This is a genomic window from Exiguobacterium sp. s35, assembly GCF_018617535.1.
GTDB lineage: Bacteria > Bacillota > Bacilli > Exiguobacteriales > Exiguobacteriaceae > Exiguobacterium > Exiguobacterium aestuarii.
In genome coordinates, this window is record NZ_JACSKI010000001.1 from 438,785 (window position 1) to 464,591 (window position 25,807).

General features: G+C 49.4%; 30 protein-coding genes and 1 riboswitch. Of the genes, 28 read left to right on the forward strand and 2 right to left on the reverse strand.

Annotated elements, in window-relative coordinates:
• The 4 genes from rsgA (at nt 1) to KNO75_RS02250 (ending at nt 2,902) form a co-directional block, all read left to right on the forward strand.
• Nucleotides 1-888: a ribosome small subunit-dependent GTPase A gene (gene rsgA, locus KNO75_RS02235; RefSeq protein ID WP_214794575.1), complete on the forward strand. Its 888-nt coding sequence runs from the start codon at nt 1-3 to the stop codon at nt 886-888.
• A gap of 3 nt (nt 889-891) precedes the next feature.
• Nucleotides 892-1,548: a ribulose-phosphate 3-epimerase gene (gene rpe / locus KNO75_RS02240; protein ID WP_214819644.1), complete on the forward strand. Its 657-nt coding sequence runs from the start codon at nt 892-894 to the stop codon at nt 1,546-1,548.
• A 20-nt stretch (nt 1,549-1,568) separates the two neighbouring features.
• Nucleotides 1,569-1,669, forward strand: a riboswitch (TPP riboswitch).
• Nucleotides 1,670-1,742: 73 nt separating this feature from the next.
• The gene (thiT, locus tag KNO75_RS02245) at nt 1,743-2,318 is read left to right on the forward strand and encodes an energy-coupled thiamine transporter ThiT (RefSeq protein ID WP_214819646.1); all 576 of its coding nucleotides are present in this window, start codon (nt 1,743-1,745) and stop codon (nt 2,316-2,318) included.
• Nucleotides 2,315-2,902, forward strand: coding sequence for a thiamine diphosphokinase (locus KNO75_RS02250; protein ID WP_214794133.1), 588 nt, complete (start codon nt 2,315-2,317; stop codon nt 2,900-2,902). Before thiT ends, KNO75_RS02250 begins: the two co-directional genes overlap by 4 nt.
• Nucleotides 2,903-2,959: 57 nt before the next feature.
• Here the strand turns inward: KNO75_RS02250 and rpmB are convergent, their stop codons facing one another.
• On the reverse strand, nt 2,960-3,148 hold the full coding sequence (gene rpmB, locus KNO75_RS02255; protein ID WP_015881349.1) for a 50S ribosomal protein L28: 189 nt from the start codon (nt 3,146-3,148) through the stop codon (nt 2,960-2,962).
• A 252-nt stretch (nt 3,149-3,400) separates the two neighbouring features.
• Here rpmB and KNO75_RS02260 point away from each other — a divergent pair, with 252 nt between their 5' ends.
• The 11 genes from KNO75_RS02260 (at nt 3,401) to rnc (ending at nt 13,559) form a co-directional block, all read left to right on the forward strand.
• Nucleotides 3,401-3,763, forward strand: coding sequence for an Asp23/Gls24 family envelope stress response protein (locus KNO75_RS02260; RefSeq protein WP_015881350.1), 363 nt, complete (start codon nt 3,401-3,403; stop codon nt 3,761-3,763).
• Nucleotides 3,764-3,785: 22 nt separating this feature from the next.
• Entirely contained in the window at nt 3,786-5,465 is a 1,680-nt protein-coding gene (locus KNO75_RS02265; RefSeq protein WP_214819648.1) for a DAK2 domain-containing protein, read from the forward strand.
• 63 nt (nt 5,466-5,528) lie between these two features.
• Nucleotides 5,529-6,191, forward strand: a complete 663-nt coding sequence (sdaAB, locus tag KNO75_RS02270) for an L-serine ammonia-lyase, iron-sulfur-dependent subunit beta (protein WP_214788903.1) — start codon at nt 5,529-5,531, stop codon at nt 6,189-6,191.
• Nucleotides 6,192-6,203: 12 nt separating this feature from the next.
• Nucleotides 6,204-7,091: an L-serine ammonia-lyase, iron-sulfur-dependent, subunit alpha gene (gene sdaAA, locus KNO75_RS02275; protein WP_214788900.1), complete on the forward strand. Its 888-nt coding sequence runs from the start codon at nt 6,204-6,206 to the stop codon at nt 7,089-7,091.
• Entirely contained in the window at nt 7,078-9,108 is a 2,031-nt protein-coding gene (gene recG, locus KNO75_RS02280; protein ID WP_214821663.1) for an ATP-dependent DNA helicase RecG, read from the forward strand. Before sdaAA ends, recG begins: the two co-directional genes overlap by 14 nt.
• A gap of 85 nt (nt 9,109-9,193) precedes the next feature.
• Entirely contained in the window at nt 9,194-9,763 is a 570-nt protein-coding gene (fapR, locus tag KNO75_RS02285) for a transcription factor FapR (protein WP_214788894.1), read from the forward strand.
• Entirely contained in the window at nt 9,760-10,749 is a 990-nt protein-coding gene (gene plsX, locus KNO75_RS02290; protein WP_214788891.1) for a phosphate acyltransferase PlsX, read from the forward strand. Before fapR ends, plsX begins: the two co-directional genes overlap by 4 nt.
• An 18-nt stretch (nt 10,750-10,767) precedes the next feature.
• On the forward strand, nt 10,768-11,688 hold the full coding sequence (fabD, locus tag KNO75_RS02295; protein ID WP_214819650.1) for an ACP S-malonyltransferase: 921 nt from the start codon (nt 10,768-10,770) through the stop codon (nt 11,686-11,688).
• Nucleotides 11,681-12,421, forward strand: coding sequence for a 3-oxoacyl-[acyl-carrier-protein] reductase (gene fabG / locus KNO75_RS02300; protein ID WP_214819652.1), 741 nt, complete (start codon nt 11,681-11,683; stop codon nt 12,419-12,421). Before fabD ends, fabG begins: the two co-directional genes overlap by 8 nt.
• A gap of 58 nt (nt 12,422-12,479) precedes the next feature.
• On the forward strand, nt 12,480-12,719 hold the full coding sequence (acpP, locus tag KNO75_RS02305) for an acyl carrier protein (protein WP_214788883.1): 240 nt from the start codon (nt 12,480-12,482) through the stop codon (nt 12,717-12,719).
• Nucleotides 12,720-12,842: 123 nt separating this feature from the next.
• Complete coding sequence (gene rnc, locus KNO75_RS02310) at nt 12,843-13,559, forward strand: ribonuclease III (protein WP_214693956.1); 717 nt, start codon at nt 12,843-12,845, stop codon at nt 13,557-13,559.
• Between the two features lie 40 nt (nt 13,560-13,599).
• Here the strand turns inward: rnc and KNO75_RS02315 are convergent, their stop codons facing one another.
• Nucleotides 13,600-13,794, reverse strand: a complete 195-nt coding sequence (locus tag KNO75_RS02315) for a DUF1128 family protein (protein WP_214788880.1) — start codon at nt 13,792-13,794, stop codon at nt 13,600-13,602.
• A 114-nt stretch (nt 13,795-13,908) separates the two neighbouring features.
• On the opposite strand from KNO75_RS02315, the gene smc reads away from it, so the two are divergent.
• The 13 genes from smc to KNO75_RS02380 all read left to right on the forward strand — a co-directional run bounded on the left by smc (nt 13,909) and on the right by KNO75_RS02380 (nt 25,771).
• The gene (smc, locus tag KNO75_RS02320) at nt 13,909-17,466 is read left to right on the forward strand and encodes a chromosome segregation protein SMC (protein WP_214819654.1); all 3,558 of its coding nucleotides are present in this window, start codon (nt 13,909-13,911) and stop codon (nt 17,464-17,466) included.
• Nucleotides 17,463-18,488 carry a signal recognition particle-docking protein FtsY gene (ftsY, locus tag KNO75_RS02325; RefSeq protein ID WP_214788874.1) on the forward strand — a complete coding sequence of 342 codons (1,026 nt, stop codon included), beginning with the start codon at nt 17,463-17,465 and terminating at the stop codon, nt 18,486-18,488. The genes smc and ftsY overlap by 4 nt, the downstream gene beginning before the upstream one ends.
• Before the next feature lie 96 nt (nt 18,489-18,584).
• Nucleotides 18,585-18,908, forward strand: coding sequence for a putative DNA-binding protein (locus KNO75_RS02330; RefSeq protein ID WP_214702252.1), 324 nt, complete (start codon nt 18,585-18,587; stop codon nt 18,906-18,908).
• 11 nt (nt 18,909-18,919) lie between these two features.
• Entirely contained in the window at nt 18,920-20,260 is a 1,341-nt protein-coding gene (gene ffh, locus KNO75_RS02335) for a signal recognition particle protein (RefSeq protein WP_214788871.1), read from the forward strand.
• An 82-nt stretch (nt 20,261-20,342) separates the two neighbouring features.
• Complete coding sequence (rpsP, locus tag KNO75_RS02340) at nt 20,343-20,618, forward strand: 30S ribosomal protein S16 (protein ID WP_015881366.1); 276 nt, start codon at nt 20,343-20,345, stop codon at nt 20,616-20,618.
• Nucleotides 20,619-20,672: 54 nt separating this feature from the next.
• Complete coding sequence (rimM, locus tag KNO75_RS02345) at nt 20,673-21,188, forward strand: ribosome maturation factor RimM (RefSeq protein ID WP_214819656.1); 516 nt, start codon at nt 20,673-20,675, stop codon at nt 21,186-21,188.
• Nucleotides 21,178-21,894: a tRNA (guanosine(37)-N1)-methyltransferase TrmD gene (gene trmD, locus KNO75_RS02350; RefSeq protein ID WP_214794116.1), complete on the forward strand. Its 717-nt coding sequence runs from the start codon at nt 21,178-21,180 to the stop codon at nt 21,892-21,894. The genes rimM and trmD overlap by 11 nt, the downstream gene beginning before the upstream one ends.
• A gap of 114 nt (nt 21,895-22,008) precedes the next feature.
• The gene (gene rplS / locus KNO75_RS02355) at nt 22,009-22,362 is read left to right on the forward strand and encodes a 50S ribosomal protein L19 (RefSeq protein ID WP_015881369.1); all 354 of its coding nucleotides are present in this window, start codon (nt 22,009-22,011) and stop codon (nt 22,360-22,362) included.
• Between the two features lie 82 nt (nt 22,363-22,444).
• Nucleotides 22,445-22,987 (forward strand): signal peptidase I, encoded by a 543-nt coding sequence (lepB, locus tag KNO75_RS02360; RefSeq protein ID WP_074034770.1) that lies wholly within the window; start codon nt 22,445-22,447, stop codon nt 22,985-22,987.
• 12 nt (nt 22,988-22,999) lie between these two features.
• Nucleotides 23,000-23,860 (forward strand): ribosome biogenesis GTPase YlqF, encoded by an 861-nt coding sequence (ylqF, locus tag KNO75_RS02365; protein WP_214788862.1) that lies wholly within the window; start codon nt 23,000-23,002, stop codon nt 23,858-23,860.
• A 41-nt stretch (nt 23,861-23,901) separates the two neighbouring features.
• Nucleotides 23,902-24,654 carry a ribonuclease HII gene (locus tag KNO75_RS02370; RefSeq protein WP_214819658.1) on the forward strand — a complete coding sequence of 251 codons (753 nt, stop codon included), beginning with the start codon at nt 23,902-23,904 and terminating at the stop codon, nt 24,652-24,654.
• Nucleotides 24,655-24,659: 5 nt separating this feature from the next.
• A complete protein-coding gene (locus KNO75_RS02375; protein ID WP_353047546.1) occupies nt 24,660-25,514 on the forward strand; it encodes a hypothetical protein in 855 nt (284 codons plus the stop codon).
• Nucleotides 25,511-25,771, forward strand: a complete 261-nt coding sequence (locus KNO75_RS02380; RefSeq protein ID WP_074034763.1) for an EscU/YscU/HrcU family type III secretion system export apparatus switch protein — start codon at nt 25,511-25,513, stop codon at nt 25,769-25,771. Before KNO75_RS02375 ends, KNO75_RS02380 begins: the two co-directional genes overlap by 4 nt.
• The last annotated feature ends 36 nt before the right edge of the window (nt 25,772-25,807 follow it).

A 25,807-nucleotide genomic window follows, 5' to 3' on the forward strand; every position in this document is an offset into this window, starting at 1 on the left:
ATAATGAAAGGAACAATCATTCGTCTTCAAGGCGGGTTTTATGATGTGATGACCGAGGCGAATCAAGAGATTCGTTGTCGGGCAAGGGGGAATTTTCGAAAACGCAATATCTCACCTGTCGTCGGCGACGATGTGGTGATTCAAGATCAAGAAGATGGGACCGGCTATATTCTTGAAGTGGAAGAGCGCCAAAACCATCTCGTTCGGCCACCGATTGCGAATATTGATCAAGCGTTCCTCCTCTTTTCAGTTAAGGAACCAGCGTTTTCCTATCATTTGCTTGACCGTTTTCTCATTCTCATTGAATCGAAGCAAATTCATCCAATCATCGTATTGACGAAGATGGACTTGCTCGATGAAGGTGAAGTCGAACCGATTCAAGTGGCGATTGCTCGCTATCGGGCGATTGGGTATGACGTGATCGAAACGTCGACGGAGCATGGGCACGGTGTTGATGAAGTGCGCAGTCTATTCAAGGGAAAAACGAGCGTCTTCGCCGGTCAGACCGGTGTCGGGAAAAGTTCGTTACTCAATGCAGTCGCGCCAGAACTCGAGTTGGCGACAGGTGCAATCTCGAAATCGCTCGGACGAGGAAAACATACGACACGTCACGTGACGTTAATCCAATTGGCGGATGGTCTCGTTGCCGATACACCTGGTTTTTCAAGTCTAGAGTTTCCTCAGGAACTTGAGACAGATGAGCTCAGATGGTGCTTCCCCGAATTCGTGGAACGCCATGACGATTGTAAGTTCCGGGGATGTGTCCACGTTAATGAACCAGGATGTGCCATCAAACAAGCGGTTGAAAATGGCGAAATTGCTTCAACAAGGTACGAAAATTATGTTACCTTTATGGAGGAGTTAAACGATCGAAAACGGAGGTATTGACAGATGATTAAAATTGCACCATCTATTTTAGCTGCCGATTTTGCCAACTTGGAAGCTGAAGTAAAAGCCGTTCAAGAAGCAGGGGCTGACTATATCCATTTTGACGTGATGGACGGGCAATTCGTACCAAACATCTCGATTGGTCTACCTGTTCTCGCGAGCTTGCGTAAAAAATCAGACATGGTACTCGATGTACATTTGATGATTGACCAACCAGAACGCTACGTTGAAGATTTCGTGAAAGCCGGTGCGGACATCGTAACCGTACACGTGGAAGCGACGAATCATTTGCATCGTGTCTTACAGCAAATCAAAGCGGCAGGTGCGAAATGTGGGGTCGTCTTAAACCCACATACACCACTTTCGACGATTGAACACGTACTCACGGACGTTGATATGGTGTTGCTCATGACGGTCAACCCAGGATTCGGGGGTCAGGCGTTTATTGAATCGGTCGTGCCAAAAATTTCAGCGCTTAGCCAACTTCGTCAAGACCATCAACTTGATTTTGAGATTGAAATCGATGGTGGTGTGAACGCAGAAACGGCAAAACGTTGCATCGATGCTGGAGCTGATGTGCTTGTGGCAGGATCAGCCATCTATAGTCAATCGGATTATAAAGAAGCCATAGATAGCATTCGTGGCGCATCTCGTGTATAATCGACGGTAGAACAACAAGATAGAGTCGCAAGGGGTGTCACATCATGTGGCTGAGAGGCATACGCTAACCCTTTGAACCTGTTCCGTTCACACGGACGTAGGGATGTGGCGAAAATGCACGTTGCGAATTCAAGCAGCATGGCGTTTACGTCATGCTGCTTTTTGTCGTTCAAACAAATAAAGGAGGAAGAAGGATGAAATCACGTTTCAAATTACAAGCGCTCATTGAAATTTCATTGTTTGCGGCGCTCGGGCTTATTTTTGATTTGCTCATTCCATATCGTTTACCACAAGGTGGGTCTATCAGTTTAGCGATGCTCCCGATCTTTGTCATGGCGTTCCGTCACGGGCTGAAGGGTGGTCTTGCGACAGGCGCGCTCGTCGGGACACTTCAACTCTTGTTCGGAGCATACATTTTCACACCTGTACAATTCTTGCTCGACTATACGGTCGCATATGGCCTCGTCGGTATGGCCGGGGTATTCGCAGGGCGAGTGAAACATGCTGCGAGTCAAGGTGCGACAAAGACGCTTGCCATCTATTTAGTGCTCGGGGCATTGCTCGGGTCGATTTTACGATACGCAGCGCACGTCATCTCGGGTATCGTCTTCTTCGCTGAATACGCAGAAGGTCCGGTCGTGGCCTACTCGCTCGGATATAACGCCACGTATATGCTCCCATCCTTTGTCATCTCGGCCATCGTGTTAGTACTTCTCTTCACGACAGCACCACGTTTCACGCGTGTGGCGACACGGGATATCCGTCAATGAACGTACTAATCGTCGCGGCGAGTCCGGCACCTATTCCGGACTTACCGCGTGATGCCGATTTTGTGATTGGTGTGGATGGTGGATATCAAAGACTGTTAGATGAAGGAGTTGTACCAGACGTCGTGGTGGGAGATTTTGATTCGTTCGATGGGACACCACCTGATCAAGCGTTACGCTATCCTTCGGAGAAAGATGTGACAGACTTAGAAATTGCATTGGAGTTAGCAAGAGAACGGGGAGCAACACGAATCGATGTGTATGGGGCTCTCGGGGGACGGATCGATATGACGTTTGCGAACGTAGGCTTACTGGAGTCCTATCCGGAGATGCACCTTCATGATGAAGGGCAAACGGTCTATCTTGTAAGAATAGGAGACTATACCATTCCGAAACGGGACGGTCACTATTTGTCTTTCATGCCATGGAAGACAGCTACGATTTCCATTAAAGATGTCAAATATCCACTTGACCATCATGACGTGACGAGCGGAGAGGCGCTGACGATCTCAAATGAATGGTCTACGGATTCTGCCCGGTTGACGGTCCATCAAGGGACCGTTCTCGTCATGATTGTCAAAAAATGAGCACAAAAAAATCCCATCGGCGAATGCCGCTGGGATTTATTCGTTCGTGTATAAGTATTATACGCGTTCAACGAGACCTGATTTAAGTGCGCGAGCTGAAACCCAAACGCGTTTCGGTTTACCGTCAACGAGAATACGAACTTTTTGTACGTTTACACCCCAAGTACGTTTTGTCTTGTTGAGTGCGTGCGAACGGTTGTTACCTGATTTAGGTGATTTACCTGTTACGTAGCATTTACGTGCCATGCGTTTCCCCTCCTTTTTTATGTGGGTTCGTCCTAATAGACACTCGTTTATATTAGCACGGCTTTTTTCCCGATGCAACTAGAAAATCGTACCATGACAAGAAAAAAACTTGACATTACTCTCAAGGATTTGAATAATGAATGAGGTTATCGCGTTAATTGACCGAGTTTCTGGAGCAGGTTCTTTTAATAACTAGGTACTTATTGTAGAATGTACATTAGGAATCATTCCGAATAAAGGAGGCTACTCCATATGGCAATTGAAATGAAGACAACATATGGCAATATTGACATCACAAGTGACGTCATCGCGACACTCGCAGGTGGTGCAGCGATGGAATGCTTCGGTGTGGTCGGCATGGCTTCACAAGCACAATTGAAAGACGGCATTGCTGAATTGTTAAAACGTGAAAATTACGCGCGTGGTGTCGTCGTACGTCAAGAAGACGAAGACGTACATATCGACATGCACATCATTGTAAGCTACGGGACGAAAGTATCTGAAGTCGCATACAACGTGCAGAGCCGAGTCAAGTATACGCTCGGAGAAACTTTAGGATTAAACGTTTCGTCGGTAAATATATTCGTTCAAGGCGTTCGTCTGACGAATGACTGACGAAAACGGAGGAGGATTTGGTGTGGGTTTAAAACGTTTAGATGGATTGGCGCTCTCAAACATGATCGCGAACGGAGCGGCCAACTTGAGCCAAAACGCAGATTATGTAGATTCGCTTAACGTCTTCCCGGTTCCAGACGGAGACACGGGGACGAACATGAACTTGACGATGACGTCGGGCGCGAAAGAAGTAGCGGCGATGAACTCATCAGATATCGCAGAGGTGTCATCAAAGTTTGCACGTGGACTACTTATGGGAGCACGCGGAAACTCGGGTGTTATTTTAAGTCAGTTGTTCCGTGGATTCGGTAAAGCTGTTGAAGGAAAAGCAGAACTGACAACAGTTGATTTTGCAGAAGCGCTCAAGCGCGGTGTCGACACGGCATACAAGGCGGTTATGAAACCGGTTGAAGGAACGATTTTGACGGTTGCTCGTGAAGCGGCCGACGAAGCGCTCCTTGCGTCAGAGTCGACAAGTGATTTCACTGAATTTATGAAACGCGTCATCGAAGAAGCGAAAGCATCGTTAGACCGTACACCGGACTTGTTGCCGGTATTAAAAGAAGTCGGCGTCGTCGACTCGGGCGGTCAAGGACTTCTCGTCATCTACGAAGGTTTCCTTGCTAGCCTTGAAGGCAAAGAGCTCGAGAAACCACATGCTCCTGTCATGGATGCGTTGATCGAGGCAGAACACCATGCGCATGCGGCACAAGGGTTCATGTCTACAGAAGATATCGAATTCGGTTATTGCACAGAGATCATGGTTCGTTTCCAAGACGAAAAGTTAAAGGATGCACCGTTCAATGAAGATGCGTTCCGTAACGAATTGTCTGAACTGGGAGATTCTCTCCTTGTCGTCGCGGACGAAGAACTCTTAAAAGTTCACGTTCACGTTGAGACACCGGGTGAGGTCATCACGAAAGGTCAACGTTTCGGTGAACTCGTCGCCGTTAAAATCGAGAACATGCGTCAACAACACTCGACCATTCTCGAAGAAGAACATGGTGCGAATCAACACGGTGTTCAACAGGCAGAGAAGCCGAAAGCACCATTTGCGATCGTCACGGTAGCAATGGGTGAAGGCGTCAGCGAATTGTTCCGTTCACTCGGGGCGGCACATGTCATCGAGGGCGGTCAAACGATGAACCCATCAACAGAAGATATCGTCAAGGCGGTTGAATCTGCACATGCGGAACACGTCTTTATCTTCCCGAACAACTCAAACATCATCATGGCTGCTGAGCAAGCAGCGTCTGTCGCACCATGCGGCGTCTCTGTCATCCCGACGAAGACGGTCCCACAAGGTCTTGCGGCAGCAATCGCCTTCAACCCAGAGGCGGATGTCGAGATGAACGAACAAGCGATGAAGTCAGCTGCCGCGACTGTGAAGTCCGGACAAGTGACATATGCTGTTCGTGACACGAGCATCGATGGTGTGGAAATCAAGAAAGACGAGCACATGGCAATTGCAGAGAAGAAAATCGTTTCTTCCTCAACGTCGAGCCTCGAAGCGGCTAAAAAGTTGGTCGATGCACTTGTCGAAGCAGATGATGAAATCATCACGATTTTAACTGGTGAAGGTTCATCTGAAGCAGACGTAGAAGCGTTGACGTCATATATCGAATCTGTAAATGATGAGATTGAGATTGAAGTACACGACGGCAAACAACCGCTTTACTCTTATATTTTTAGTGTGGAATAAGCTGTTTCAAGTCCCTACCTTCTGTATAATGAAGGTAGGGATTTTTGAAAGGGGGAAAATTAGGTGAAATATCGTAGTGTGTTTGACATCATTGGTCCTGTAATGGTCGGGCCATCGAGTTCGCATACAGCAGGTGCCGCGCGCATCGGGCTGATGGCAGGGAAATTATTCGGAAGAACGCCACGCACCGCACGCATCACGTTTTATGGATCGTTTGCGGACACGTATCGTGGTCACGGTACGGATGTCGCGATTGTCGGTGGAATTATGGGGTTTGATACGTTCGACCTGCGAATCCCACAAGCGTTAGACATTGCCCGTGAAAAAGGAATCGAAGTCATCTTTGAGACGAGCGATTTGTTGACGGATCATCCGAATACAGCGCGTGTCTTGCTCGAAGACGAGTTCGGTACGTTTGAAATCGTCGGGATCTCAATCGGTGGGGGAACGATTGAAATCACGGAACTGAATGGATTCCCGTTAAAGTTGACAGGTGGGGGACCTGCGCTCGTCGTCTTGCATCATGACCGATTCGGGGCAATCGCCGCAGTGACAGGTGTCTTGGCGAATCATCAATTGAACATTGGACATATGGAAGTGAGTCGTCACGAAAAAGGAATGCAAGCCTTGATGGCCATTGAGATTGATGAAACGATTCCTGCTGAAGTGTTAGCAGAGCTAGAACGGTTACCGCAGATCGAACGGATCGCTATTTTTGGGGAATAAGGAGAATGTGAGATGTTTAAATCAGTAGAAGAGTTAGTGACGATGGCAACAGAACGAGGTATCCCGATTTCTGAGGTGATGATTGAACAAGAGATGCACGTCAGACGCTCGAGCCGGGAAGACATCATCGGGATGATGGACCGTAACCTCGAGGTCATGGAAGAAGCGGTCGAACGTGCGCTTCAAGGTGTCACATCGGTGACGGGATTGACGGGGAACGATGCCGTACTCATGCAAGATTATATACGTTCAGGCAAATCACTTGCCGGAGACCTTATTTTAGATGCCGTGTCAAAAGCAATCGGGACGAACGAAGTGAATGCGGCGATGGGACGAATTTGTGCGACACCGACTGCGGGGAGTGCGGGCGTCGTGCCAGGAACGTTATTCGCGGTGAAAGATCGCCTCGAGATGGACCGCGATGCCATGATTCGCTACTTGTTCACGTCAGGAGCGTTCGGGTTTGTTGTGGCGAACAACGCTTCGATTTCAGGAGCGGCAGGGGGATGCCAGGCAGAAGTCGGTTCAGCGACCGGAATGGCAGCAGCAGCGATTGTCGAAGCGGCCGGCGGGACACCGGACCAGTCGGCTACGGCGTTTGCAATCGCCCTTAAAAACATGCTCGGCCTTGTCTGTGATCCTGTGGCAGGACTCGTTGAAGTGCCGTGTGTGAAACGGAACGCCATGGGCGGTGCTAATGCCATTGTCGCAGCGGACATGGCCCTCGCGGGAATCACATCGCGTATTCCTTGTGACGAAGTCATCTCAGCGATGCATGAAGTCGGTCAAATGATGCCGACTGCGTTGAAGGAGACGGCTAAAGGTGGATTGGCGAATACGCCGACGGCTCGTCGCCTCGAACGAAATATTTTTGGAGCGAAAGAAGATGCAAAACAATGAACGGCTGACGACTCTGAAAGGAGTCGGGCCAGAGATGGCCAAAAAACTAGAAATGATGGGACTTGTTCGAATCGAGGACGTGCTAGAGCACGTCCCGTTTCGTTATGAGAATTATAATAGTGGGACCGTAACGACCGCTGTTCACGGGGACCTCGTCAAATGGAGTGGGACGGTACAAGCAGAACCACTCGTTCGGTACTACAGTAAAGGGAAGAACCGCCTTCAGTTTAGATTATTGCTAGAAGAACGGTATGCAGTCCAAGTGACGATGTTCAATCGGGCGTTCTATAAGGATAAGTTGACGATTGGCGAAACCGTCACGGTCAAAGGGAAATGGGATATGAATCGGATGACGATCAGTGCGACCGACCTCGAATTCGGTGCACCGTCAGGCGGCCTTCAGCCCATCTATTCGTTACGAGCCGGACTCACGCAAAAAAACTTTAGTCGAATCGTCAAGTTAGCTTTCGAACAAGTGACGGACCTCCCGGAACGGGTGCCACAGTCCATACGAGACAGGTATCGACTAGAGGACCGAATGAACATGCTTCGCGGGATGCATTTCCCGGATAAGGTGGAGACATATAAGCAGGCGAGACGGAGCTACGTATACGAAGAGTGTCTCATGTATCAATTGAAATTGCAGGCGTTTCGGAAAATGGAGCGGTCAGGAAACGGTCGGGCCCTTCAACTCGATAAGCCTCAATTGAACGAATTCGTCAAACGACTCGCATTCCCATTGACGGGAGCTCAAACACGGGTCATCCGTGAAATCGTGTCCGATCTCGAAAAGCCAGAACGGATGAATCGATTGTTGCAAGGGGATGTCGGGAGCGGGAAGACCGTCGTTGCCGCGATTGCCTTGTATGCGACCGTCATGGCTGGGTATCAAGGCGCATTGATGGTACCGACCGAAATTTTAGCCGAACAGCACGCGACATCTTTACAGGAATTGTTTGAGCCGTTTGGCATCACCATCGCCCTCTTGACGAGCTCGGTGAAAGGAAAAGCCCGGGAGGCGCTTCTGACTGCGATTCGATCCGGTGATGTCGACATCATCGTCGGAACGCATGCCCTCATTCAAGGACCGGTCGAATTTTCGAATTTGCATTTGGCGATTACAGACGAACAGCATCGATTCGGTGTCGAACAACGGAAGAAACTTCGTGATAAAGCCGAATTTGCGGACGTCTTGTATATGACAGCGACCCCGATTCCGAGGACACTTGCAATCAGTGCGTTCGGAGAGATGGACGTCTCGACGATTGATGAGATGCCAAAAGGCCGAAAACCGATTGAAACATATTGGGCGAAGCAAGACCAAATCGACCGTGTTCATTCGATGGTCGATCGAGAGCTGACGCTTGGCCGTCAAGCCTATGTGATTGCACCACTCATCGAGGAGTCGGATACGCTCGAAGTCGAAAGTGCGACAGCTTTATATGAACTGTTGAAAGAACGGTTCCCAAACTATGCCGTCGGTTTGATGCACGGGAAGCTATCGAGCGCAGAAAAAGACGACGTGATGAAATCATTTGCCGACAATGCGACACAAATTCTCGTGTCGACGACGGTCGTCGAAGTCGGGGTAAACGTTCCGAACGCTTCACTCATCATTATTCATGACGCTGAGCGCTTCGGTCTCGCACAACTGCACCAGTTGCGAGGACGTGTCGGTCGTGGTGCCCATCAGTCCTTCTGCATCCTCGTCGGGGATCCGAAGTCAGATGTTGGAAAAGTTCGACTGAAAACGATGACGGAGACGAATGACGGATTCGTATTGGCGGAGAAAGATTTAGAGTTACGTGGTGCCGGTGATTTCTTTGGTACCGCCCAAAGCGGGCTGCCTAGCTTCCGGGTCGCCGATCCGGTTCTCGATTTAAAAGTGATGGAAGTAGCGATGCGTGACGCCGTGGCACTTCTCGGAAGCGATGCGTTTTGGCAGGACGCCCAATATGAAGGGTTACGTGGCTATTTGAAACAACTCGACCTCCTCGTAGGGGAAAGGTTAGAATAATACTTGAAAATGACGACTAAAGAATATATACTGCTATTAGTACCAGGTATTAAGTTCTTTAGCGATTAGTTTAGGAGGGAACTGAATGCGGGTACCTAAGAAAGAGCGGCAACGCTTGTTACAAGAAACGATTGAGCGCAACCCGTTCATCAAAGACGAGGAACTGTCAAAACAGTTTTCCGTCAGCATCCAGACGATTCGTCTCGATCGGATGGAATTAAAAATTCCAGAAGTGAGGGAACGAATCAAACATGTGGCTTCTGAACACCTCGATGAAGTCAAATCGCTTTCAATGAGCGAGGTCATCGGTGATATGATTGACTTGAAACTCGATGACTCTGCGATTTCTGTCCTCGATATCGAAAAAGAACACGTCTTTAGCCGCAATGAGATTGCTCGTGGACACGTCTTGTTCGCGCAAGCCAACTCGTTAGCGGTGGCGCTCATCAATGATGAATTGGCGTTGACCACTAAAGCGGAGATCCGATTTAGTCGCCAGGTTCATCTTGGAGAGCGAGTCGTTGCCAAGGCTCGTGTGATTAAGCTAAGAGGAGACGGAAGAACAGACGTCACAGTCGAAAGTTATGTCGGCGAGGAGCGCGTCTTTGAAGGCGACTTCACGATTTACCGACGTGGTGAGGAGGAACAAGCATGAAATTAGCAATTGATGCAATGGGTGGCGACCACGCACCGAAAGCAATCGTAGAAGGTGTGAAACGGTTCGTCGAACAATATCCGAACGAGCCGATGGAGCTCTTTTTAGTCGGTGACGAGGTGAAAATCGCCTCTTACGGACTTGACGATCCTCGTGTGACGGTCGTTCCAGCTAGTGAAATCATTACAGGAGAGGACGAGCCGGTTCGAGCGGTCCGCCGTAAAAAGGACAGTTCGCTCGTCGTAGCGGCCAATCTCGTCAAAGAAGGTAAAGCGGATGCTCTCGTGTCTGCTGGAAACACTGGCGCCTTGATGGCTGCATCTCTCTTCATCATCGGACGAATCCCAGGAATCGAGCGTCCGGCATTATCTCCGACGTTCCCTACATATACAGGTAGTGGTGTCGTCGTGTTGGATGTCGGAGCGAATCCGGATGCGAAAGCCGAACATCTTGTGGATTATGCGATCATGGGCTCACTCTATGCCGAACATGTTCGTGGCATCAAAACACCGCGTGTCGCTCTTCTCAATATCGGGACAGAAGCCGGAAAAGGAAATGCGCTCACGAAAGAAGCGTTCCCCCTCCTTGAACAGGCCCCTGTCCACTTTGTCGGGAATGTCGAAGCGCGTGAAGCGATGTCAGGAGACGTGGACGTCATCGTGACAGAAGGATTTGCCGGAAACATCTTGTTAAAAGGTGTAGAAGGATCCTCAGCAATGCTTATGAAGATGATGAAAGAACAATTCACGAGCAATCTTGTATCGAAACTTGCCGCTCTCATCTTAAAACCGAAATTAAGACGATTGAAAGAAACGCTTGATTATCGCGAACATGGGGGAGCCGGTTTATTTGGGATCAATGCGCCTGTCATCAAGGCGCACGGATCGAGTGACGCACTCGCAATGATGAGTGCGTTGAAACAGGCGAAAATCATGGTAGACCACGATGTCGTCGATAAAATCAAGCGTGCCAAAGCGATAGACTAAGCGAAAGCAGGTGAGGACATGGGGAAAGTAGCATGGGTGTTCCCGGGACAAGGCTCTCAAGCCGTCGGAATGGGACAGACATTTTTAGACCAACCTGAAACTCTTCAGGCAATCGGGCGTCGACTCGGATTTGACCTTCTTGAAGTCATGTCTGCTGGGTCGAAAGAAGACCTCCAAGAAACAGAAGTCGCACAACCGGCAATCGTGGCGCATGCCTCGTTACTGGCACAAGCCTATGCGGCAAATGGTGCGACACCAGATGTCGTCATCGGACATAGCGTAGGAGAGTATGCTGCGCTCGTCTCGGCAGGGGTCATCGATTTAGAAGAGGCGACCGTGCTCGTTCGAGAACGTGGTAATTTGATGTCTTCAGTGAAAGACGGGACGATGGCGGCAGTTGTCGGCATGACCGATCTTCAAGAAGCGCTTCATATCACTGAAAAAATTAGTGCGAGTGGGGATTTGGTACAAATCGCTAACTTGAATTGCCCTGGTCAGTTTGTCATTTCCGGGCATATCGATGCTGTCGAACAGGCAGGTGTAGAATTGAAAGCAGCCGGCGCGAAACGAGTGTTACCGTTAAACGTCTCCGGTGCGTTCCACAGTTCATATATGATGCCGGTGGCGACACGTTTCCAGGATGTCCTTGCCTCATCACCGTTCACAGAGGCGTCTGTCGATTTCATCTCGAACGTGGATGCGGTTGTACATCGCGATCCTGAACAGTTAAAAGCGTTGTTGACGAAACAACTCTATTCGTCAGTGCGCTTTGAAGAATGTGTTCGAAAAGCGATTGCAGACGGAGTGGACACGTTCATCGAGTTCGGTCCATCGTCACCCCTTTCAGGGTTGATTAAGCGAATCGATTCGAACGTTTCGATTCAAAAGGCGACCACGCTTGAAGAAGTCGCCTCGTTAGGAGGAGAAGTTCGTGCATGATCAAGTAGCGATCGTGACTGGTGCGTCCCGTGGAATCGGTGCGGCCATCGCGAAACGTTTAGGGGAAGACGGCTTCCGTGTCGTCGTGAACTACTCGGGTAGTGAAGAGAAGGCAAACGCCGTCGTGGCAGCCATCACCGAAGCAGGCGGAGAAGCCATTGCTGTGAAGGCAGATGTCTCAGACGCAGACGACGTCAAAGCACTCGTCAAGACGGCAGTCGATACGTATGGACGCGTCGATTGTCTTGTGAACAATGCAGGGATTACACGTGATGGGTTACTCATGCGTATGAAAGAGGCAGATTTCAATGACGTCTTATCGACGAATTTGAAAGGGGCATTCCTCACATCGCAAGCGGTGACACGTCCGTTGCTCAAATCAAAATCAGGGCGTATCATCAATATCGCCTCGGTCGTCGGCATCACTGGGAACGCGGGACAAGCAAACTATGCGGCCGCAAAAGCAGGGTTGATTGGATTGACAAAATCTGTGGCACGCGAACTCGCAAGTCGTCATGTGACGGTCAATGCCGTTTGTCCTGGTTTCATTCAAACCGACATGACCGATGCCTTGACAGATGCGCAGCGAGACGCTACACTCGAGCAAATTCCGTTCAACCGTTTCGGACAAGTGGAAGATGTAGCGAACCTCGTCTCATTTTTGGCGTCTGAACAGGCTGCTTACGTGACTGGCCAGACGATTGCCGTCGATGGCGGCATGACGATGGCATAAAAGAGAACTTTACCAATAGACAGACATTTAATATACTTACCTTTGGAGGGATTTTATCATGACAAAAGAACAAATTTTAGTAGACGTACAAGAAGCAGTAGCAGAGAAACTCGGAAAAGACGTTTCTGAGATCACGGCAGAGAAATCGTTCAAGGACGACCTTGGCGCTGACTCGCTTGAAGTAATGGAAATGGTGATGGACCTCGAAGACAAATTCGACATCACGATTGAAGACGAAGACGCTGAGAAACTTGCAACTGTTGGCGACGTAGTCGCATACATCGAAACAAAAGTGTAATCAAGCCATCCCACCGCTCGGTCCCGAGTGGTGGGCTTGTGCTTATTCATGGAGGGAACTATGACAAAAGAAAAACGGCGGTTTGACCGTCAAGGATCGGCGCAACGGCGTCGACGTCAGGAAATGGAACGAGCACGCATCTTAGAGTTATTCAAGTCATTAGAAGAGCGTTTAGACGTTCAGTTTTCAAATCACGACTTGCTCATGCAGGCGTTCACGCATTCATCTTATGTGAATGAGCAGCGTGGGTTGCGAAAAGACAATGAACGCTTAGAGTTTTTAGGGGATGCCGTATTAGAATTGACCGTATCCCGGTTCCTATATGAGACTTATCCGGAGCGCTCCGAGGGGGAATTAACAAAGTTACGGGCGGCGATTGTTTGTGAACCGTCACTCGTGAATTTTGCGGAGGCCTATGCCTTCTCTGACTTTATCTTGCTTGGAAAAGGTGAAGAGTTGACTGGTGGACGAAAACGTCCGGCATTACTTGCCGATGTCTTCGAATCCTATATCGGTGCTCTTTATTTAGACCAAGGGATTGAGGCAGTCGAACGATTCCTCGCCGAAGCGGTTTTTCCGAAAGTCTTAGCCGGAGTATTTGAAGAACAGACTGATTTCAAGAGCCAGTTGCAGGAAAGCGTGCAACGTGAAGGGTTAGGTCCGGTCACTTATGAGATCATCGAAGAGCGCGGACCGGCACATAGCCGAGAATTTGTGGCTCATGCACGTCTCAGCGACGATATTGTCGGTGAAGGGGTCGGGCGTTCTAAAAAAGAAGCGGAACAATTGGCAGCGAAAGAAGCGCTCATCGCTTTTAATCGGCGATACGCAGATTTATAAACAAAAGGAGTGGACCATTCACCATGGTTCCACTCCTTTTTCATGTCAATTGACCGAGCTCTTCGACGATTCCGTCGACTTCTGATAAAGAGAGGGAAGAACGTGTCATCACGTACTCATAAATCTCTTTCACCGCTGATGGGTCAGCCTCATTATATTCTTCCGCTTTGATCGCACCGCGGTTAATAATGTTCATCTTATCCAAAATCGCTTCAATCATCTGTTCATTCGTCATCTGTATTCCCCTTTCTACAGTTCTTTTAAGAATAGCATGATTCTGGCATTTTGACGAACTGTTAACTGTGGTAAAATATACAGATGAATGCTTACTGCGGATAGGATGGTCACGATGCACTTAAAACGAATCGAACTCGCTGGCTTTAAATCATTTGCCAAGCGAATTGAATTAGATTTCCGTCCCGGCGTCACGGCTGTAGTAGGGCCGAACGGGAGCGGGAAATCCAATATATCGGACGCTGTTCGCTGGGTACTTGGAGAACAGTCGGCCAAATCACTGCGCGGTGCCAAGATGGAAGATGTCATCTTTGCCGGAAGTGAAGGTGAGAATCACCGAAACGTCGCCGAGGTCACACTCGTCCTCGATAATCGCGACGAACAGTTACGTCTCCCTTATGAAGAAGTGAGTGTGACCCGTCGCGTGACCCGGAGTGGGGACAGCGACTATTTTATGAATAAAAAACCATGTCGTCTAAAAGACGTGATTGATTTGTTTTTAGACACAGGTCTTTCCCGCGATGCATTCGCCATCATCGGGCAAGGGCGGGTCGAACAAGTCATTTCCGGGAAACCGGAAGATCGCCGGGCTGTCATCGAAGAGGCGGCGGGAGTCCTCAAGTATCGCCAGCGTAAAAAACAGGCTGAGCGTAAATTACAAGATACGGAGTTGAACTTATCTCGTGTCGACGACATTTTATTTGAGTTGGCTGACCGGGTAGAACCCCTTCGCGAACAAGCAGCGCTTGCTCGGGAGTATAAAGTGGCAAAAGCCCGTCATGACGAGCTTGAAACGGGTATTATGGGTGCCGAAATTCAAATGCTTCAACAAGAAATCGAGCAGGTGACGGTACGTCACACAGAATCCATTCAGCAATTGTCTAACTCCGACCGTTCGGTACAGAACCTTACCGAAGAACGTAGTCAACTCGAGGCGACACTTTCGACACTTCGTGACGAGTTGGCTGAATTGAATCAAAAGGAGCGCGAACAGTCGACGTATGTCGAGCGTTTGACGGGTGACATCAAGCTCGCAAAAGCCCAAGAAGAGCACGGTGCCGAGATGAAAGACCGTCTCTTGCGTCAACGTGAAGAAGTAAAAGCTGAGATGGCAGAGCTTGAGACACGGTTGCAGACCGTTCGTGATGAATTGTCTCAAAAAGTAGATACGTTGCGCCAAACGACTGAGGCGAGAGATGCGCTTCAACAACAATTGACAGCCGCATCGCGTGATTTCAATTCTGAAATCGAAGCGTTACAAAGTGAAGCGTTCGAACTCGCGACCACGCGAGCGACAATCAGTAACCAACAAAAGCGGGAACAACGGGATATCGATGTCGCCATCGAGTCGAAAGAACGACTTCTTCGTGAGAATAAACATCGTCTCGATGACCGTTCTTCACAAGAAGCGACACTGTTAGCGGCGCAAAAACAGTACGAAGAGGTACAAAGTCGTTTTGAACAATTGACTGATAAAGAGGCGGAACTTCACGATCAAGAAACGACGATCCGTGAGAAATTAACGCGGGCGGAGACGTCTTACTATGATCTCGAGCGTCGTCGTCAAAAAACAGAAGATCGGATCGAAATGCTCGAACGGATGAAGCAATCGTATGAAGGTTATTTCCATGCGGTCAAGTTCGTGTTGAAAAATCGTTCTGCAGGTGTGCTCGGTGCCGTCGCTGAACTCATTCGTGTTCGTCCTTCGTATGAAGCAGCGATCGAAACAGCTCTCGGTCAGACGCAGCAACATGTCGTCGTCACAGACGAGACAGTCGGTCGCCGTGAAATCGATCAATTGCGAAAAGCGAACGCGGGTCGTGCGACGTTCTTGCCGCTGACGACGATCAAGCCGAGATTCGTACCGACCGAAGTGATGCATCGCCTCGAATCGATGAATGGGTTTGTCGGTGTGGCGTCCGATTTGGTCGAGACGGACGAATCGTTTGAGACGTTAAAACAATCACTCCTCGGTGCGGTGCTCGTCGCGGAGACGTTAGAAGTCGCGAACCGAATGGCACAGTCGACCGGATATCGTTTCCGCGTCGTCACACTCGAGGGAGACATCGTGAACGTCGGCGGTTCGATGACAGGTGGTAGTCGTAAGCAAGGTGTGGCTTTGTTTACACAATCGCGTGAACTAGATGACTTGAAACAAGGATTGACACAAGGTCTTGCCATGCTCCATGAGCAAAAGCAACGTCTTCAAGAGTATACGGAAGCATTGACAACGATTACTCAAGCACTATCGACACTTCGAGACGAAAAACGTACCGTCGAAGTCACGCTTCGAGAGGTCGAGGCTACTTACCGCACTGCTGAACGTGCCTCACTCGATGCCAAATCACAACTTGAACTGTTCGATCACGAGATGATGCGCTATGAACGGACGATTGAGACGTCGACAGCCGAGCTCGAACGATTGACGAAAGCCTTGGCAGATACGGACAAAGAGCAAGCGGATATTCGTGTCCGTCTAGAATCGCTCCGTGCCGAACAGTCAAAAAGTGCCGAGAGTACGGGGCAACTCGAAACGGCGCTTCGCCAAAACGAACTCGACCTGCAACGCCATACGCTCGAAGAAGAACGTGTTCGATATGAATTGGAGCGCTTGACGACTGAACTTAATCGTCTACAGGAACGAAACAATCAGATGGAGCGTGAACTCACGCGCCTCGATAGTGGAGAAGTCGTTTCATCTGCTGAATTAGAAGCGACGCTTACCACGGCCAAGCTCGAATTCAACGAGATTCAAGAGTCGCTACAAGCAATGGCAACAACGCTCAAGTCGAATGAAGAAGCGTACCGGATCATGCGTCAGCGTGTCGACCAGGCGACGGAAGCGCGACGACAGGCAGAAGCGGTAGTCCGAAAACTAGAGACGGCGAAGCAAGAGTTCGAATTGAAGCGACAATGGAAGCTCGATGCGTTAGAAGAACAGGGTCTTGTCGCAGAACTCTTACCAGCGCTCGAGATTCCTCTTGATGAAGCGAAAGAAGAGTTTAAATTGCTCGTTCGTCAAATTGAGGAAATCGGACCGGTCAATCTGAATGCAATCGAAGAGTTTGATAGCGTTCACGAACGCTTTACGTTCTTGTCTGAACAGCGAGATGACTTGGTCAGTGCAAAAGAAGATTTGTATGAGATCATCGCCGAGATGGACCGTGAAGTGACACGTCTCTTTAAAGAAACGTATACGAACGTACGGGCACACTTTAAACAGACGTTCACCGAGTTATTCGGTGGAGGTGAGGCCGACTTAAAACTTGTTGATGAATCGGACTTGCTGAACACAGGAATCGAGATCGTTGCCAAACCGCCTGGCAAAAAGCTACAGACGCTCAGTCTATTGTCTGGTGGAGAACGCGCACTCACAGCGATCGCCTTATTGTTTGCGATACTGAAGACGCGTCCGGTACCGTTCTGTGTCCTCGATGAGGTCGAGGCGGCTCTTGATGAGGCGAACGTACACCGGTTCGGGGAATATATTCGCACGCTATCGATTGATACGCAGTTTGTCATCATTACGCACCGAAAAGGCACGATGGAAGCGGCGGACACGCTTTATGGCGTCACGATGCAACAGAACGGGGTGTCCGAAGTGTTATCGGTCGAACTGTCTGAAGCAAAACGTGTCGTAGAAATGGATGAAGAGATGGAGGAATCACGTTGAGTTTTTTCAAGAAATTAAAAGAGAAATTAACGACATCTACCCAAGAGGTGTCACAAAAGTTTACAGACGGGTTGACGAAGACACGTGACGGGTTTGCGAGTGCCGTCAACGACCTCGTCTATCGTTTCCGCGAGGTGGATGAGGACTTCTTCGATGAACTCGAAGATTTGCTCATCCAAGCGGATGTCGGCGTCACGACGACGATGGATCTTGTCGAAGATTTGAAAGAAGAAGTGAAACGACGCAACTTAAAAGACCCGGTCGCAGTTCGGGATGCACTCGTTGAAGTAGTAGCGAAACGCCTCCAAGAAGACGAATCAGACCGCGAACTGAATATGCAAGATGGACTTACGGTCATCTTGTTTGTCGGTGTGAACGGGGTCGGGAAGACGACGACAATCGGAAAATTGGCGCATCAATTGAAGTCGGAAGGTCGTAACGTCATGCTCGCGGCAGGGGATACGTTCCGTGCAGGGGCAATCGAACAACTCCAAGTTTGGGGAGAGCGTGTCGGCGTTCCTGTTATCCGTCAAACGGAAGGATCAGATCCGGCTGCTGTCGTATACGATGCCGTCCAATCCGCGAAGTCGCGTAACATGGACGTCCTCATCTGTGACACGGCGGGACGTCTTCAAAATAAAGTGAATCTAATGAAAGAACTCGAAAAAGTGAAGCGTGTCATCGAACGAGAAGTTCCGAACGGTCCGCATGAGGTCTTGCTCGCATTAGATGCAACGACAGGACAAAACGCCATGATTCAAGCGAAAGCGTTCAAAGAAGCGACGAACGTGAGCGGAATCGTCTTGACGAAGCTCGACGGGACGGCTAAAGGTGGGATTGTGCTCGCGATTCGAAATGAACTCGACATCCCGGTCAAATATGTCGGTCTTGGTGAAAAGATGGACGATTTACAAGAGTTCGATCCAGAACAGTTCGTCCTAGGGTTATTCGGGGACGTTTTCGAAGAGAAGTCAGAAGACGACTCGACTGAAAAAGAGGACACAAACAAAGACCTCGCCTAAGTTTTGCTGTTAAGAAAAAAACTTGACAAGTACTAGGCACGGCTGTACTATAGGTAGTTGTAAAGGGATTTCACTTAACATGTGGAGGTGAAAGGTTTGACGCTCGAAAAAACGAATCGCATGAACTATCTCATCGATTTCTATCAAGCGCTCCTCACACCGAAACAGCGCAACTATATGTCTCTTTATTACCTAGATGACTACTCGCTCGGAGAGATAGCGGAAGAGTTTGAAGTCAGCCGTCAAGCGGTCTACGATAACATAAAGCGTACAGAAACGATGCTTGAACAGTACGAGGAAAAGCTCGCTCTATTCGAAAAATTCGAACAGCGTCAGCAACTTCTTCAGACCCTCAAACGTCAAGTCGAGCTCACGGATGACGTGAATGCCACGATTTCTGCGCTTGAGAATTTAGAGTAGGGGGCTGGAGCATGGCATTTGAAGGATTATCAGAACGGTTGCAAGCGACGCTTTCAAAGATGCGTGGTAAAGGGAAAATCTCGGAGACTGATGTCAAAGAGATGATGCGTGAGGTTCGCCTCGCCTTACTAGAAGCCGACGTCAACTTTAAAGTGGTCAAGCAATTCGTCAATGACGTGAAAGAGCGTGCGGTTGGTCAGGATGTCATGAAATCATTGACGCCAGGTCAACAAGTCGTCAAAATCGTTCACGAAGAGTTGACGAATTTGATGGGAAGCGATGTCGTCCCGATCTCATTTAGTCAGAAACCACCGACAGTCGTCATGATGGTCGGGCTACAAGGGGCAGGTAAGACGACAACGACCGGGAAGCTAGCGAACTTGATTCGTAAAAAGCATAACCGCAGTCCACTTCTCGTCGCGGCGGATATTTATCGTCCGGCGGCAATCAAGCAGCTCGAGACACTCGGGAAACAACTTGATTTACCGGTCTTCTCACTTGGCGATCAAGTGAAGCCGGAAGAGATTGTGACGAAAGCACTCGAGTACGCAAAAACAAATCATCACGATTTCGTGTTGATCGATACGGCGGGTCGCCTTCATATCGACGAGACGCTCATGGGTGAGCTCGAAAATGTGAAGACGATTGCCAAACCAAATGAGATCTTCCTTGTCGTCGACTCGATGACAGGTCAAGATGCGGTCAATGTGGCCGACAGTTTCAATGAGAAACTCGGAATCACCGGGGTCGTGCTCACAAAGCTCGACGGAGATACACGAGGCGGGGCAGCCCTTTCGATCAAGGCAGTCACGGGAGCGCCGATTAAGTTCGTCGGTCTCGGAGAAAAGTTGGATGCCCTCGAACCATTCCATCCAGAGCGCATGGCGTCACGGATTCTTGGAATGGGGGACGTGCTCTCGCTCATTGAAAAAGCCGAGACACAAATGGACCAAGACGCAGCGAGAGAGCTAGAAAGCAAAATTCGCGACGCGTCATTCACGTTCGATGATTTCATTGAACAGTTGGGTCAAGTGAAAAACATGGGCCCGATTGATGAATTACTTTCGATGTTACCTGGTGCAGGTAAGATGAAAGGGTTGAAGAACGTCCAAATCGACGAGAAACAACTCGATCACGTCGAAGCGATTATTCGTTCGATGACGAAACATGAGCGTTCCAACCCGGAAGTGCTCAATGCGAGTCGTCGGAAACGGATCGCAAAAGGGAGCGGTCGCTCGATTCAAGAAGTGAACCGTCTCATCAAACAGTTCGATGACATGAAGAAGCTGATGAAGCAAATGTCAGGACAAATGAAAGGGAAGAAAAAGGGCTTAGGTCTTCCGTTCTTCTAACAAAAACTTTTGTCAGTCGGACAAAAAAGCTGTATACTATAAAAGTTGTCAATTCTTAAACACATGATGGAGGTATATTACCATGGCAGTTAAAATTCGTCTTAAGCGCATGGGCGCAAAAAAATCACCTTTCTACCGTATCGTTGTAGCAGACTCACGTTCACCACGTGACGGTCGCTTCATCGAGCAAGTTGGTCACTACAACCCGGTTGCAAAACCAGAAGCTGAAGTTCGCATCAACGAAGAACTCGCTCTCAAATGGTTGGCAGACGGCGCGAAGCCATCTGACACAGTACGTAACTTGTTCTCTAAAGCAGGGATCATGGAGAAATTCCACAACGCGAAAAACGCGAAGTAATGATGTGGCCGACCTTTTCTGAGGTCGGCCTATTTTGTTGAGGAGGGAACGCGAATGGATTGGTTATACGTTGGGAAAATCGCCAATACGCACGGCCTTAAAGGGGAAGTAAAGATTTTGGCGGCGACAGACTTCCCGGAAGAACGATTTAAAAAAGGAAATACGTTGTTCCTTGACGTGGACGGAACGAAACAAGAGATGACGATCACGACATATCGTCCGCATAAACAGTTTCATCTCGTCACGTTCAAAGGATTTGAAAACATCAACCTCATCGAGAAATATAAAGGGTTGAAGTTGTACGTCCATGCCGAACACGTGCACAATCTCTCGGAGAATGAATATTACTATCACGAGATTATCGGTTGCGAGGCGATTGTCAATGGCGAGGCGATCGGGGTAATCGATGATATCTTTGAGACAGGTGCGAACGACGTATGGGTCATCAAACGACCAGGCAAGTCGGACGCGCTCATTCCTTACATCGAATCGGTCGTGAAAGAGATTGACGTGGAAGCGAAACGGGTCGTCATCACCCCAATCCCTGGAATGATTGACGATGAAGATTGATGTGTTGACGTTATTCCCGGACATGTTCAAGTCGCTCGACCATTCCATCGTCGGCCGAGCGAAAGCGCTCGGACAAGTGGATATGTCGTTCATCAATTTTCGGGATTTTTCAACGAACAAGCATCATAAAGTCGATGACTATCCGTACGGAGGAGGGGCGGGCATGTTGCTCACCCCACAACCAATCTTTGATGCATTTGACTCGATCGAAGCGAAGTCACCACGTGTCATTCTCACGACGCCGACCGGAAAGCCGTTCAATCAACAGATGGCGGAAGAATGGGCCCGTGAAGAGCATCTGATCTTTTTGTGTGGACATTATGAGGGATTCGACCAGCGCATCCACGATGAACTGGCGACGGACGAAGTGTCCATCGGCGATTTCGTTTTGACGGGTGGGGAGCTCGCGACGATGGTGATGATTGATGCGACGGTGAGACTGCTCCCGGACGTCCTTGGTGATCAGGCGAGCCACGAAGACGATTCGTTCTCGACCGGTCTCCTTGAGTATCCGCACTACACACGCCCTGCGGAATTTCGCGGGTTGAAAGTGCCGGACGTCCTCCTGTCTGGAAATCACGCTCGTATCGAGACGTGGCGACGCGAGCAATCGCTCGCGAGAACGTATCGACGTCGTCCGGATTTACTCGAGCAAATCGAGCTGACGGAAGACGATAAAAAGTTTCTTCAATCGTTGCGCGATTGAGAAATATATGCTATGTTTGAGCATGTGGGTTAAACCCATCGATTACCGATGTTCCGCTATTGGATGCTTGGGCATATGAAGATATGAACATTGAAGAAAAAGGAGATATGATTCATGAACACACAAAAACTGTTCCGTGAAATCACAGAAGAACAATTCAAATCGGACGTACCTGCTTTCCGTCCTGGTGACACAGTCCGTGTCCACGTTAAAGTTGTAGAGGGAACGCGTGAGCGTATCCAGATCTTCGAAGGCGTTGTTATCAAGCGTAAAGGTGGCGGCATCAGCGAAACATTCACAGTCCGTAAGATTTCTTACGGCGTAGGTGTTGAGCGTGCATTCCCGCTTCACTCACCACGCGTTGCGCAAATCGAAGTAGTACGCTACGGTAAAGTTCGCCGTGCGAAACTTTACTACCTCCGTAACCTTCGCGGTAAAGCAGCACGTATTAAAGAAATCCGTCGTTAAGATGGGAATTAAGCTTGTCGCTTGCGACAAGCTTCTTTTTTTCTAGTACAATAAGTTCAAATGGATAGAGGAGTGAGTGAAGTTGAAAGAAGTGTTTAGTTGGCTAAAGGCCATCGTTGTCGCTCTTGTCATCGCGTTCGTCATCCGGACGTTCATCTTCGTTCCTGTCATCGTTGAAGGGGAGTCGATGATGCCGACACTCCACAATGCGGATCGAATGATCGTCAGTAAAATTTCGAACTATGTTGGTGAGCTAGACCGAGGCGATATCGTCGTATTCCATGCGACAGAATCAAAAGACTATATTAAACGTGTCATCGCCATCCCAGGCGACACGCTCGAATATCGAGATGACGTGCTCTATATTAACGGTGAAGCGGTTGAAGAACCGTATTTAGACGAGTTCCGCGCACAGATGAACGGGTTCCCGTTGACGGAGAACTTCACGCTTGAACAAGTGACAGGCGAGTCAGTCGTTCCTGAAGACTCATACTTCGTCATGGGAGATAACCGTCAAAACTCGAAGGACAGTCGTGAAATCGGATTTGTGTCGAAAGAGGAGATTGTCGGCAAGACGAACTTCATCTTCTGGCCGCTCGACGATGTTGGCACGGTAGAAGATTAAGGTGGTGCTTTTTTGGCAATTCAATGGTTTCCTGGCCACATGGCCAAAGCAAGAAGACAAGTTACTGAAAAATTAAAATTGATTGATGTCGTCATCGAGCTCGTGGATGCACGTGTACCGCAATCGAGCCGCAACCCGATGGTCGACGAGATTACGGCTGGTAAGCCAAGACTCATCGTCTTGAACAAGGCAGACATGGCCGACCCGGCCGTGACGGATGCATGGTTACGCGCCTTGAAGAGTGAGGACGTTGAAGTCGTCGCAGTCGATGCGAAGCATAGCAAAGGCTTGAAACAGCTCATCACAGGTGCTCAAAAGTTGATGAAAGAAAAACATGACCGCATGCGTGAAAAGGGACGTAACCCTGGACCGATTCGTGCGCTCATCATCGGGATCCCGAACGTCGGGAAGTCGACACTCATCAACCGTCTTGCCGGGCGTAACATCGCCATCACAGGTGACCGACCTGGCGTGACGAAGCGTCAGCAGTGGATCAAGATGAAGGGCGGCGAGATGGAGCTCTTGGATACGCCAGGGATTCTCTGGCCGAAATTCGAGGACCAGCTCGTCGGGTATCGTCTAGCCGCGACAGGCGCGATTAAAGATGAGATTCTTAACTTGGACGATATCGCCTTGTATACGGTTCGTGAGTTGCATGCTCGTTATCCGGAACAATTAAAGGAACGATTCAAGCTCGAAACGTTACCTGAAGACGGCGTGGAGCTCCTTGAGATGATCGGGAAGAAGCGCGGTTTGATCAGTGGCGGTTATGTCGACTTTGAAAAGGCAAGCGAACTGCTTTTGAATGAACTACGACATGAGAAAATCGGACGGATCTCGCTCGAGACACCGGCTGACCATGAAATGGCGTAAAGCCCTGTGTAAACAGGGCTTTTTTGAATAGGAGGAAGACCGTGACGATTCAACAGATTAAACAACAACTAGAGGACATCCGATATGAAGAATGGGTACAACTCTTTCCCACCCTGTCACAAGACCCCCGAGCGGGCGTACAAACGTTGCTTAAGCAAAAACAGCGCCAATTCGAACGAGTTCAGGCGCAACGGGTCGATTTCGAACGTCGGATGGCGTATGAGCGTGAATGGAAGGCGGACGGGTTCACTCGAATTGTCGGGGTGGATGAGGTCGGACGGGGCCCCCTCGCGGGACCCGTCGTGGCGGCCGCCGTTCTATTGCCGGAAGGGTTTTATATTGCAGGATTGGACGACTCGAAGAAAATGTCGAAAACGGCTAGAGACGCGGCGTATGATCTCATCATGGAAGTCGCGGAAGTCGGTGTCGGAATCGTCGAGCCTGCGGTAATCGATGACATCAATATCTATGAAGCGACGAAGCTTGCGATGATGGAGGCGATTCGTCAAGTCGGTGAGGTCGATGCCCTGTTGATCGACGCCATGAAACTCGATCTCGATCTTCCCCAACAGTCTCTAATCAAGGGGGACACGCTGAGCGTATCGATTGCAGCGGCGAGTGTCGTTGCTAAAGTCGTCAGGGACCGGATGATGGAAGAATACGACCGTACGTATCCTGGCTACGGGTTTGCCAACAACGCTGGTTATGGGACGGAGGCACATTTAGAAGGCTTGAGACGTCACGGGGTGACGCCGATCCATCGTCGTACATTCGCCCCGATAAAGCACATGTGAAAGGAGTGGTAGCGTTGCGGATCGATCATCAAGGAGTCTTACCGTTCAAAGTGACCGAACAGACGTCGCGACCGCTTTTACTCGGAAATACAATTGTCGGGAAAGTGTTACAACTTCTGCCCGGGAATGAGGCGGTCATGCAGTTGCCGCAAGGAATCTTCCGGGTCGGCGTCAATGCGAACGTCAAAGAGAGCGTGACGTATAAAATGGTCGTCACGGATGTCGAGCCGAAGCTTGTCTTGAAAGTCGTCCCACAAGCATCAGAATCACTTACAGCTGCCAAGTCGCCTCTCCAGGCGTTAGGCGAACAGCTCGCCCGTTTCATTCGGGAACCGATTCCGACACCAGAATCGGTCAAGACAGCCGGGAAAGCGATGCTAGAGAGCGGGACGGGGTCTGATGTAAAGACGCTCGTCGGCGAACTGTTCAAAGCGAAAGGCGAGCCGAAATTCGAACAGTTTGTGCGAGCTCAGGAAGCGTTTAACGCGACCCAAAGTCCACCGTTCGTCGCACAAGCATTTCACATACCGCAACTAGGTCCGTTCGAGCACGTTCAACTTCGTTTAGAAGCACCGAAGCGAGAGGCGATCGATTCCGACCATGCCCGCATCGTCTTGTTTCTCGAAACACCACGTTTTGGCGAAACAGGAATCGATGTATTGATCCAAAAACGGTACGTGTCCGTTCGGGTATTTAATGAGACTCACGATTTAAGTCCATACGTTCGTACATACGAACCGCTTCTAAAAGAAGGGTTGAAACGTGTCGATTTTGATTTGTCTTCATTTTCATACGAAGCAAAGCGTGAACGTGTACCCGAAACATTTGCGCCTCTTGGAAAGGTGGATCTCCAAATATGAACGATCCAAAGAAAGCAATCGCACTCTCTTATGAGCAATCGATGGATGCCCCGCACGTCGTGGCGAAAGGGACAGGCATCGTCGCTGAGCGGATGCTTGAGATTGCCCAGGCGAACGGAATCCCTGTTCATGAGGACCCGGCACTCCTTTCCTTACTCTCAGCCTTAAACATCGAAGAGCAGATTCCAGAGGACGTCTATCAGGTCATTGCCGAACTTTTTGTGTTTCTTTATCAGATGGAACAAGATAAAATTTGATTTGTCTAGGGTTATATGTGAAAAAAAGATGAAAAC

What these genes read in the sequence shown, in the direction of transcription:
- rpe (WP_214819644.1), top strand. Translation starts at nt 892, where the DNA reads ATGATTAAAATTGCACCATCTATTTTAGCTGCCGATTTTGCCAACTTG.
- thiT (WP_214819646.1), top strand. Translation starts at nt 1,743, where the DNA reads ATGAAATCACGTTTCAAATTACAAGCGCTCATTGAAATTTCATTGTTT.
- KNO75_RS02250 (WP_214794133.1), top strand. Translation starts at nt 2,315, where the DNA reads ATGAACGTACTAATCGTCGCGGCGAGTCCGGCACCTATTCCGGACTTA.
- rpmB (WP_015881349.1), bottom strand. Translation starts at nt 3,148, where the DNA reads ATGGCACGTAAATGCTACGTAACAGGTAAATCACCTAAATCAGGTAAC.
- KNO75_RS02260 (WP_015881350.1), top strand. Translation starts at nt 3,401, where the DNA reads ATGGCAATTGAAATGAAGACAACATATGGCAATATTGACATCACAAGT.
- sdaAA (WP_214788900.1), top strand. Translation starts at nt 6,204, where the DNA reads ATGTTTAAATCAGTAGAAGAGTTAGTGACGATGGCAACAGAACGAGGT.
- recG (WP_214821663.1), top strand. Translation starts at nt 7,078, where the DNA reads ATGCAAAACAATGAACGGCTGACGACTCTGAAAGGAGTCGGGCCAGAG.
- fapR (WP_214788894.1), top strand. Translation starts at nt 9,194, where the DNA reads ATGCGGGTACCTAAGAAAGAGCGGCAACGCTTGTTACAAGAAACGATT.
- plsX (WP_214788891.1), top strand. Translation starts at nt 9,760, where the DNA reads ATGAAATTAGCAATTGATGCAATGGGTGGCGACCACGCACCGAAAGCA.
- fabD (WP_214819650.1), top strand. Translation starts at nt 10,768, where the DNA reads ATGGGGAAAGTAGCATGGGTGTTCCCGGGACAAGGCTCTCAAGCCGTC.
- acpP (WP_214788883.1), top strand. Translation starts at nt 12,480, where the DNA reads ATGACAAAAGAACAAATTTTAGTAGACGTACAAGAAGCAGTAGCAGAG.
- rnc (WP_214693956.1), top strand. Translation starts at nt 12,843, where the DNA reads ATGGAACGAGCACGCATCTTAGAGTTATTCAAGTCATTAGAAGAGCGT.
- KNO75_RS02315 (WP_214788880.1), bottom strand. Translation starts at nt 13,794, where the DNA reads ATGACGAATGAACAGATGATTGAAGCGATTTTGGATAAGATGAACATT.
- smc (WP_214819654.1), top strand. Translation starts at nt 13,909, where the DNA reads ATGCACTTAAAACGAATCGAACTCGCTGGCTTTAAATCATTTGCCAAG.
- ffh (WP_214788871.1), top strand. Translation starts at nt 18,920, where the DNA reads ATGGCATTTGAAGGATTATCAGAACGGTTGCAAGCGACGCTTTCAAAG.
- rpsP (WP_015881366.1), top strand. Translation starts at nt 20,343, where the DNA reads ATGGCAGTTAAAATTCGTCTTAAGCGCATGGGCGCAAAAAAATCACCT.
- rimM (WP_214819656.1), top strand. Translation starts at nt 20,673, where the DNA reads ATGGATTGGTTATACGTTGGGAAAATCGCCAATACGCACGGCCTTAAA.
- trmD (WP_214794116.1), top strand. Translation starts at nt 21,178, where the DNA reads ATGAAGATTGATGTGTTGACGTTATTCCCGGACATGTTCAAGTCGCTC.
- rplS (WP_015881369.1), top strand. Translation starts at nt 22,009, where the DNA reads ATGAACACACAAAAACTGTTCCGTGAAATCACAGAAGAACAATTCAAA.
- KNO75_RS02380 (WP_074034763.1), top strand. Translation starts at nt 25,511, where the DNA reads ATGAACGATCCAAAGAAAGCAATCGCACTCTCTTATGAGCAATCGATG.